Source organism: Thioalkalivibrio sp., from assembly GCF_041690275.1.
GTDB lineage: Bacteria > Pseudomonadota > Gammaproteobacteria > Ectothiorhodospirales > Ectothiorhodospiraceae > Thioalkalivibrio.
Window position 1 is genome coordinate 1 of the sequence record NZ_JAWLHP010000098.1, and the last position, 6,010, is coordinate 6,010.

At 70.1% G+C, this 6,010-nt stretch carries 7 protein-coding genes; 3 read left to right on the forward strand and 4 right to left on the reverse strand.

What is annotated here, in order from left to right:
* Positions 1-29: 29 nt before the first annotated feature.
* Together ACESMN_RS13040 and ACESMN_RS13045 are read right to left on the reverse strand one after the other, a co-directional pair.
* Entirely contained in the window at positions 30-1,007 is a 978-nt protein-coding gene (locus tag ACESMN_RS13040) for a hydrogen peroxide-inducible genes activator (RefSeq protein ID WP_373054040.1), read from the reverse strand.
* A complete protein-coding gene (locus ACESMN_RS13045) occupies positions 1,004-1,363 on the reverse strand; it encodes a DUF3301 domain-containing protein (RefSeq protein ID WP_373054041.1) in 360 nt (119 codons plus the stop codon). The genes ACESMN_RS13040 and ACESMN_RS13045 overlap by 4 nt, the downstream gene beginning before the upstream one ends.
* Positions 1,364-1,453: 90 nt before the next feature.
* On the opposite strand from ACESMN_RS13045, the gene ACESMN_RS13050 reads away from it, so the two are divergent.
* Complete coding sequence (locus tag ACESMN_RS13050) at positions 1,454-2,260, forward strand: inositol monophosphatase family protein (RefSeq protein ID WP_373054042.1); 807 nt, start codon at positions 1,454-1,456, stop codon at positions 2,258-2,260.
* 103 nt (positions 2,261-2,363) lie between these two features.
* Positions 2,364-3,581: a TraB/GumN family protein gene (locus ACESMN_RS13055; RefSeq protein ID WP_373054043.1), complete on the forward strand. Its 1,218-nt coding sequence runs from the start codon at positions 2,364-2,366 to the stop codon at positions 3,579-3,581.
* Positions 3,582-3,624: 43 nt separating this feature from the next.
* Here the strand turns inward: ACESMN_RS13055 and ACESMN_RS13060 are convergent, their stop codons facing one another.
* Together ACESMN_RS13060 and ACESMN_RS13065 are read right to left on the reverse strand one after the other, a co-directional pair.
* Entirely contained in the window at positions 3,625-4,113 is a 489-nt protein-coding gene (locus ACESMN_RS13060) for a Slp family lipoprotein (protein WP_373054044.1), read from the reverse strand.
* Complete coding sequence (locus tag ACESMN_RS13065) at positions 4,113-4,703, reverse strand: Slp family lipoprotein (protein WP_373054046.1); 591 nt, start codon at positions 4,701-4,703, stop codon at positions 4,113-4,115. Before ACESMN_RS13065 ends, ACESMN_RS13060 begins: the two co-directional genes overlap by 1 nt.
* A gap of 397 nt (positions 4,704-5,100) precedes the next feature.
* Here ACESMN_RS13065 and ACESMN_RS13070 point away from each other — a divergent pair, with 397 nt between their 5' ends.
* A complete protein-coding gene (locus tag ACESMN_RS13070; protein WP_373054045.1) occupies positions 5,101-5,898 on the forward strand; it encodes a dienelactone hydrolase family protein in 798 nt (265 codons plus the stop codon).
* Positions 5,899-6,010 lie beyond the last annotated feature (112 nt).

A 6,010-nucleotide genomic window follows, 5' to 3' on the forward strand; every position in this document is an offset into this window, starting at 1 on the left:
TCCCACAGAGGCCGCTCCCACGGTGACCCTCACTCTGGCGCAGCAGTCCCTTGACGAGCCGCCTGGCCGTCGCGCTGCCCGGGCTGGATGAAGCGAACGCAGGAGAGGCCGGTCTCCAGTACCGCCTGGCGCAGCGCCTCGATGGCCTGCGGACGCGGGAAGCTCGCCCGCCATGCCAGCGCCACGCGCCGGCTGGGGACCGGCTCCGCGAAGCGCCGCACCGCGAGCAGGCGCTGTGCATAGCGGTCGGCGCCGGCCGCGGTGCAGGGCAGGATGGTCACGCCCACGCCGGAGGCCACCATGTGCCGGATCGTCTCCAGGGACGAGCCCTGCAGGTTGCGGGAGGTACTGCCGGCCTCCTCCGCGGAGTGCAGGCAGCGCGGGCAGAGCTCCAGCACCTGGTCCCGAAAGCAGTGGCCCGCACCCAGCAGCAGCAGGGTCGCGTCCGCCATCCGGTCCAGCGTCAGCGTCTTCTCCTGCCGCAGTGGATGCGCGGCCGGCAACACGGCCACGAAGGGCTCGTCGTACAGCGGCAAGGTCACCACGCCGGGCTCGTCGAACGGCAGGGACACGACGATCGCGTCCAGCTCCCCCTCCTTCAGGCGGTCGCGCAGACGCGCGGTGAAGTTCTCCTCAATCACCAGCGGCATCTCCGGTGCATCTTCGTGCAGCACCGGGATCAGCTCCGGCAGCAGGTAGGGCGCGATGGTATAGATCGCACCGAGCCGCAACGGACCGGAGAGCTGGTCCTGCTGCTGCGTGGCCATCTCCCGCAGCACGCCCACCTCGTCCAGAACCCTGCGCGCCTGGCGGACCAGCCCCTCGCCGGCCGGCGTCAGCGTCACCTCGCCGTGCCCGCGCTCGAACAGGGTCACACCGAGCTCGTCCTCGAGCTTGCGCACCGCCACCGACAGCGACGGCTGGCTGATGTGACAGGCATCCGCCGCCCGGCCGAAGTGCCGCTCGCGCGCCACCGCCACCATGTAGCGCAGCTCGTTCAGCGTCACCGCGTCGACTCCCCGGGATCGCGCGCCGGAATCTCCCCATCCAGCACCCGCCCGCCATCGGGCAGATCCATGCTGACCACGCGCACCCGGCGTCCACGCAGCGTGATCTCGCCGGCGTGCCTGGAATCGCCGTCCGTTGCGAACTCGAAGCGGTACGTCCGGGCCGGCATCAGTCCCCACCGTCCTACCCGTTCGATCCTGACACCGGTCTGCACGACGCTGCTGTCCAGAAACTGCACCCCGGCCCGCGCACAGACGTCGCGCGCGATCTTGCGAGCGCGCTCGAGGCTTCGCCAGGCGTCGTTGAAATAGAGGACAACCAGCACAATGGCGAGGATCACGAAGAGTCCGGTCATGAACCGGTATCATACGCGCAGGACCTAGCAGCGCTCACCCCGCGGAAGCCAACCGCAGTCAGGCGGCTCCGCGCAGAACGGACCCGGCCGATGACATCCCCCGAACGCCCATTCGACGCCCTCCTCGAGGCCCTGCGCAACGCCGGCCGGGAGGAGCTGCTGCCGCGCTTCCACGGCCACCTCGCGGTCTCGGAGAAGACCGACGGCAGCCTGGTCACCAGCGCCGACCACGCGGTGGACCGGCGCCTGCGCGACACGCTGGAGCAGCTGTTTCCGGAAATACCCGTGCTGAGCGAGGAGCAGCCCCGCGCCGCGCAGCAGGCGGCACTCGATGGGAGCGGGCCCTGCTGGCTGCTGGACCCGCTCGACGGCACCACCAATTTCGCGGGCGGCATGCCCTTCTTCGCGATCTCGCTGGCGCTGATCGACACCGGCGGCGTGGCCTACGGCGCCACCTACGACCCCATCCGAGACGAGCTCTTCAGCGTTGCGCGTGGCACGGGCCTGCGGCTTAACGGCGAGGCTCCGGCCAGCCGGCCGCCGGAGCAGGCCGATCTGTCGCGCTGCACGGCCCTGGTCGATTACAAGCGCCTGCCGCATCGGCTCGCGCTGGCGCTGGTGACGGAGCCGCCGTTCCGTTCCCAGCGCAACCTCGGTGCCTGCGCGCTCGAGTGGGCGTGGCTGGCGGCCGGCCGCGCCGATCTCTATCTGCACGGCGGACAGGCCCTGTGGGACAGCGCCGCCGGCACCCTGATGCTGACGGAATCCGGCGGGCGCCAGTGCACGCTGGAGGGCGGCCCCGTGTTCCGCCGCAGCCTGCACAAGCCCTCTGCGGTCGCCGCGCGATCCCCTGCCTTGCAGGATGTCTGGCTGGGGTGGCTGAGGGCCGCGGCCTGAGCCGAGGACGCCTCCGCCCGGACCCTCCAATACCGCCGCAAGCTCGCCCCGCGAGCGCATTCCGGCTACGATGGCGGGCTGTTTGCACGCTGACCAGAGCAAGATGAACGACACCGTCGACCAGCTCCTCGCCCGGGAACCGCACCGCCGCGTCCGCATCGGCGAGACCGAGATCACCCTGCTCGGCACGGCCCACGTGTCGCCGGCGAGCGCGCGGACGGTGACCGACCTGATGGCCAGCGGCGTCTTCGACACCGTGGCGATCGAGTTGTGCATGAGCCGCCAGCGCGCGATGCTCGACCCCGAGGCAATGAGCCGGATGGACCTGTTCAGCGTGATCCGCAGCGGGCAGGCACCGATGATCGCGGCCAGCCTCGCGCTCGGGGCCTACCAGCAGCGGCTGGCGGACCAGTACGGCATCGAGCCCGGCGCCGAGATGCGCGCGGCGATGTTCGGCGCGCTGGAGCGGGGACTGCCGCTGGCGCTGATCGACCGGGACATCGGCCTGACCCTGCGTCGGGCCTACCGCGCGGTGCCCTGGTGGCAGCGCATGGGCCTGGTCGGCGGCCTGTTCGCGAGCGTGCTGAGCCGGGAAAAGATCGCCGAGGAGGACATCGAGCGCCTGAAGGAAGGCGACATGCTCGAGTCCACCTTCAGCGAATTCGCGGAACAGTCCCGGGAACTCTACCTGCCGCTGATCGACGAACGTGACCGCTACATGGCCGCGCATCTGCGCAAGCTGGCGGACCAGGGCGCGCGGCAGGTGCTGGCGGTGGTCGGGGCGGGGCACCTGAAGGGCATCGAGAACTACCTGGCCCTGGACCGCCAGCGGCCCGAGGACGTGCTGGAGCAGCTGGAGCAGTCCCCGCCGAAGGCACGCTGGCCGAAATACCTCCCGTGGGTGGTGGTCGGCATCATTCTGACGGGCTTCGTGATCGGTTTCACCCGCAACACCGAGCTCGGTCTGCAGATGGTGCTGGACTGGATCATGATCAACGGCGGCCTTGCGGCGGTGGGCGGCATCATCGCGTTCGCGCACCCGGTCACGATCGGCACGGTGGCGCTCGCCGCGCCGCTGACCTCGCTGAACCCGACCATCGGCGTGGGCTTCGTCGCGGCGGCGGTGGAACTCTACATGCGCAAGCCTCAGGTGGGCGACTTCGCGCGCCTGCGCCGCGACACCACCAGCGCGCGCGGATGGTGGAGCAACCGGGTGTCACGGGTACTGCTGGTGTTCCTGCTGACCACGCTCGGCTCGGCCATGGGGACCTATATCGGCGGCGCGCGCATATTCGGCCACCTGTTCGGCAGCGGCGGCTGAGCAGGCCAGCGATGGGCTCGTGCATACCCGCACGAGCCTGAGCCTAAAGCCCGATGCCGATCCCGATGCCGAAGCGTACCCGGCCCGGATCACGCCCAGGGACGGCCTCGTCCGGCCACAGGTGGACTTCGTCCGCGACCAGCACCGGGAACACGTAGTCCACCTCACCGATCCTGCCCGCCTCCGTTCGTTCCACCGCACCACGCGCGGTGATGCGCCGGCCCGTCCGGTAATCCACCGGATCCAGGAAGCCCGGCACCTCCAGCAGGAATCGGCCATTGGTCATCCGACCGGTCTGCGGTTCCTGGCTGCGCAGCGGATAGCTGACCACCTCCAGCCGGGTCAAGTCCGGGAGATTCTCCCCGCGAACGATCACCCCGCCCCAGATCTGCTCGGTGCCCGGCAGGGCCTCGTTCACCGCCTCACGCGGGGTCACTTCGGGCCCCTCCGCCGGCTCCATGGGCGGCGTCGCACAGCCGGCCAGACCAGCCGCCAGAACGAGGGCGATCAGCCGCGTGCCGTGCTCACGCATCACCACCGGCTCCTATGCCAGGGGTGGCCCCACGATGGCCCCCACGGGCCCCACGGGTCCCAGAAGGGGTCATGGTAGATCACCCGGGGTTCCGGCTCTGGCACCGGCCAGAGGTGCAGCGATTCGACCTCCACGCGCGGGAAGGTGTAGGGGAACTCGCCGATGCTGTCCTCATTGACACCACCAACCTGCCCCCTGACGGTCACCTCGCGCATCGGGGTATGGACCTGGGGATCGAGGAATCCGGGGAAGAAGGCGTGGAACCGGCCATCGCTGCGGTCCACCTGCAGCGGTCGCTGGTCCCGTCCGAGCGGCCGGGAGACGATCTCGAGCCGCGTGCCCTCGGCGAGGTTGTCGATCCGGACGATGCTGCCGCCCCAGACCACGGTCGCTCCGGCAAAGGAATCGGGATCCTCCCGGACCTCGGCGACTTCGGGCTGGATCTCCGGCACTGGTTGCAGGTCCTCCGGGACGGTCGCGCAGCCCGCGAACAGCAGCGCCGCGGCGGCGGCAACGGCGAGGCCCCTCCCCAGCCCTCCCCCGCAAGCGGGCGAGGAAGCCCGATCCCCTCCCGCGGTTGCGGGGCCGATCCGCCAGAGCCGGGCCGATTCCGCCCCCCATCCCTCGCCCGGATGATGGAGAGGCGGATACGGGCCGGACTGCACGCCGTCTTCCATCAACCGCGGACCCGCGCACCGGGCGCGGCGTGCTCCTGTCCTGGCAAAATCCATCACTTCCCCTCCAGTCGTTCGTTCATGAACCGGTTGCACTGAGGATCGTATCGCGGCTTGCGCGAGGGTGCACCCGGACCCGCGCCGGCGGAGCGACCCGGAGGCTGCCGCGCGGATCTTCATGCCGCTTCGGCTCAGCCGATCCGGCTCAGCCGATCCGGCTGCATTGCGTGAGCCGGGTATGCTGCCGGATACTTCCGGTGGCGCGCATCCCTGCGCGCGCCCTGATCCCTGAACGAGTACCCGAGGAGAGCCCATGCGTCACGTCCCTGTACTGCCCGCACTCGCCCTGCTTCTGTTTTTCGGCACCGCGGGCGCCGAATCGCCCTCCGAATACGGCGAGCAGGTTGTCTACGAACACAACGGCGTCGAACTCACCGGTTACCTCGCCCACGACCCCTCGCTGGAGGGCCCGCGGCCCGGGGTGATCGTGGTGCACGAGTGGTGGGGTCACGACGAGCACGTCCGCCGGCGCGCCGACATGCTGGCCGAGGCCGGTTACGTCGCGCTCGCCCTCGACATGTACGGCAGCGGCAAGCTGGCCGAACATCCCAGCGAGGCGCGCGAGTTCGCGACCGCCGTTCGCGGCAACCGCGACCTGATGCTCGGCCGCTTCGAGGCCGCCGAGGCCCTGCTCCGCGAACATGAACTCACCGCCGGGCAGCCCCTGGCCGCGATCGGCTACTGCTTCGGCGGCAGCGTGGTGCTGGAGGCGGCGCGCGCGGGCAGCGATCTCGCGATGGTCGCGAGCTTCCACGGCGCGCTGAACACCGATCACCCGGCCGAGCCGGACACGGTGCAGGCGGACATCCTGGTCTTCAACGGCGCCGAGGATCCGCTGGTACCCGCCGAGCAGATCGCCGCCTTCCGCGAGGAGATGGATGCCGCCGAAGTGCCCTACACCTTCGTCGACTTCGCCGGGGCGACCCACAGCTTCACGAACCCCCGCGCCGATGCGATCGCCGAGCAGTTCGGCATGCCGGTGGGCTACGACGAGCGCGCCGACCGCGATTCGTGGAACTGGCTGATCGCGTACCTGAACGACCGGCTCTGAAACGGAGCCGCCGCCTAGTGGGCCATGCGGAAAGTTCGGTACCAGATCGCTTCGCCAGAAGCGCCGGCGCTGCGTTGGGCAAGTTTGAAATAGGCCCACTATTCCTGCACTT

Coding starts and splice junctions, on each gene's coding strand:
- ACESMN_RS13070 (WP_373054045.1), top strand. CDS start 5,101: ATGCGTCACGTCCCTGTACTGCCCGCACTCGCCCTGCTTCTGTTTTTC.
- ACESMN_RS13060 (WP_373054044.1), bottom strand. CDS start 4,113: ATGCGTGAGCACGGCACGCGGCTGATCGCCCTCGTTCTGGCGGCTGGT.
- ACESMN_RS13045 (WP_373054041.1), bottom strand. CDS start 1,363: ATGACCGGACTCTTCGTGATCCTCGCCATTGTGCTGGTTGTCCTCTAT.
- ACESMN_RS13055 (WP_373054043.1), top strand. CDS start 2,364: ATGAACGACACCGTCGACCAGCTCCTCGCCCGGGAACCGCACCGCCGC.
- ACESMN_RS13050 (WP_373054042.1), top strand. CDS start 1,454: ATGACATCCCCCGAACGCCCATTCGACGCCCTCCTCGAGGCCCTGCGC.